Raw genomic sequence first — 2,537 nt, forward strand, 5'->3', positions numbered from 1 at the left:
GTCGCGAGCTCCTGTATCTGGCCCGCGCGACCGAGCAGGCTGCGCTGAAGGCGCGCACGCCGCGGGACTACACCCACGCGCTGGCCGAGACGGTGACGGCAAGCGATTCGGTCGCCTTCTTCGCCGAGGCGTTGACGCTGACGCGGCGTCGCCAGGATCTCGCGCCGCTGGTCGAGCGCACCATCGAGCGTCTGCACGCCGAGGGCGCGCGTGCCTATGCGAGCCAGGTCGCGCGCCACGGCTGGCGTTCCCTGCGCGCGCCCGACGAGAGCTCGCGGCGGTTCTGGGCCGTCGCCATCGGCGTCATCCTCGAAGGCTACGCCATGGGCCGCTCGCCGGATGAACTCTGCGCCGAGATGCTGCGCGTGCTTGGCGAGCAGGCGAAATCCGCCGGCGAGGCCGCGCGCCTGCGCCTCGTCGACGACCGCGACGCATCGACCCCTTCGGATGAGGAGAGTTAGGCCATGACCGCGCTTCGCATGCGTGCCCGCGATTTCCTGACCGAGGACCAGCTCGTCGACGTGCGCCAGCGCGTAACCTGGAAGGGGGTCGCACTGATCGCGCATGCCTGGGCGCTGATCATCGGCGCGATCGCGCTGGTCGCGTGGTGGCCCAATCCGCTCACTTATATCTTCGCCGTCACCATTATCGGCTCGCGCCAACTGGGCCTGTCGATCCTCATGCACGACGGCGCGCATGGTTGTCTCTCCGCCGACGAGAACACCAATTTGACGCTGAGCCAGTGGTTCTGCGCTTATCCGGTTTTTGCGGAGACGCGCGCCTATCGCCGCTATCACTTGCAGCACCACGCGCGGACCCAGCAGGAGGACGATCCCGATCTCGTGCTGTCGGCGCCATTTCCGATCACGCAGCTGAGCTATCGCCGCAAGTTCATTCGCGACATCACCGGGCAGACCGGCTACCAGCAGCGCAAGGCGCAACTGCTCAACGCCCTCGGCCCGCAGGACTGGCCGTGGCGGCAGCGCGCTGCGCATTTCTGGGAGAAGCTCGGCCCGCAATGCCTCGTCAATGCCGCGATGTTCGCAGCGCTTGCGGCGGCCGGCCTGTGGTGGGCCTATCCGCTGCTATGGCTGGTGCCGCTGCTGACCTGGATGATGGTCATCACCCGCATCCGCAACATCGCCGAGCATGCCGTCGTCCCCGACAGCAGCGATCCGCTGCGCAACACCCGCACCACGCATGCCAATTTTCTCGAGCGCCTGTTCATCGCGCCATATTACGTGAACTATCACCTCGAGCATCACCTCCTGTTCTACGTGCCCTGCTACAATCTGCCGAAGATCCATCGCCTGCTCAGCGAGAGCCGGCATGCCGGCCGCATGGAAGTGCAGCCGAACTACGCCGCCGTGCTGCGGCTCGCCACCGCGAGGCCGAACCGTGACGACCGGCCGGGGCAATTGGCCAGCAGTGCCCGCCGCGCGCGGGCTGGCGCCGAGGTCGGCGCAGATCAGAAGGCGGGCGGGTTTTAAGGGGCGCATCCCCAGTTGGATGCCGGTCGAGGTTCCCATCTTGGCTTGACATTGCAGGCCCGGACGGTGTCTACGGCCCCCTTTGACGCACGATCCGGAACCATGGCCCAAGGCCGCGCGTAATCGGCTGCCGGTTCTCGCAGGGATCGTGCTCGACAAGCAGGGAGCGCCGATGACGGCAGCATTCACATTTCCGGGGCAGGGGTCCCAGGCGGTTGGTATGGGCAAGGCCCTGGCCGACGCCTTCCCGGTGGCGCGCGCCGTATTCGACGAGGTCGACGCAGCGCTTGGGGAGAAGCTGACGGCCATCATCTGGGATGGCCCGGCCGAAACCCTCCAGCTCACCGAAAACGCCCAGCCGGCGCTTATGGCGGTTTCTGTTGCGACCCTGCGGGTGCTCGAGGCTGAAGCCGGTTTTTCCGTGGGGCGGGATGCGGCCTTTGTCGCCGGCCACTCGCTTGGCGAATATTCGGCGCTGGCCGCGGCCGGCAGCCTGATGGTTTCCGACACCGCGCGGCTGCTTCGCACCCGCGGTCTCGCAATGCAAAAAGCCGTGCCGGTCGGCGCCGGCGCGATGGCCGCGCTGCTCGGTCTCGATTACGAGGCCGCCATGGAGGTGGCCAATGAGGCGGCGCAGGGGCAGGTCTGCCAGGCCGCCAACGACAATGGCGGCGGGCAGGTGGTTGTCTCCGGCGACAAGGCGGCGGTCGATCGCGCCGTCGAGATCGCCAAGACCAAGGGCGCCAAGCGCGCGATGCTGCTGCCGGTGTCCGCACCCTTCCATTGCAAGCTGATGCAGCCGGCTGCCGACGCCATGGCGGAGGCGCTGGCCAAGGTCACGATCAAGGCCCCGGCAGCTCCGCTGGTGTCGAACGTGCTGGCGAGCGCCATCACCGATCCCGACGAGATCCGCCGCCGCCTTGTCGAACAAGTCACCGGAACGGTGCGCTGGCGCGAGTCGGTTGCCTATATGGCAGGGCAGGGCGTGACCCGTTTCTTCGAGATCGGCGCCGGCAAGGTGCTGACGGGTCTCGTCAAGCGTATCGC

Annotated in this window: 3 protein-coding genes; all 3 read left to right on the forward strand. The window is 67.5% G+C overall.

Annotation, left to right across the window (positions count from 1 at the left end):
• On the forward strand, positions 1-461 hold a 461-nt coding region (locus AC1D00_RS36245; protein WP_477013975.1), incomplete at its 5' end, for a TetR/AcrR family transcriptional regulator C-terminal domain-containing protein.
• A 3-nt stretch (positions 462-464) separates the two neighbouring features.
• Positions 465-1,490, forward strand: a complete 1,026-nt coding sequence (locus tag AC1D00_RS36250) for a fatty acid desaturase family protein (RefSeq protein WP_477013976.1) — start codon at positions 465-467, stop codon at positions 1,488-1,490.
• Between the two features lie 172 nt (positions 1,491-1,662).
• Positions 1,663-2,537, forward strand: an 875-nt coding sequence (gene fabD / locus AC1D00_RS36255; RefSeq protein WP_477013977.1) for an ACP S-malonyltransferase, incomplete at its 3' end; no start/stop codon positions are given.

This window comes from Bradyrhizobium sp. P2_E8 (assembly GCF_056403875.1).

Bases quoted from the DNA above. Each gene is read 5' to 3' on its own strand.
- AC1D00_RS36250 (WP_477013976.1), top strand. From the start codon at position 465: ATGACCGCGCTTCGCATGCGTGCCCGCGATTTCCTGACCGAGGACCAG.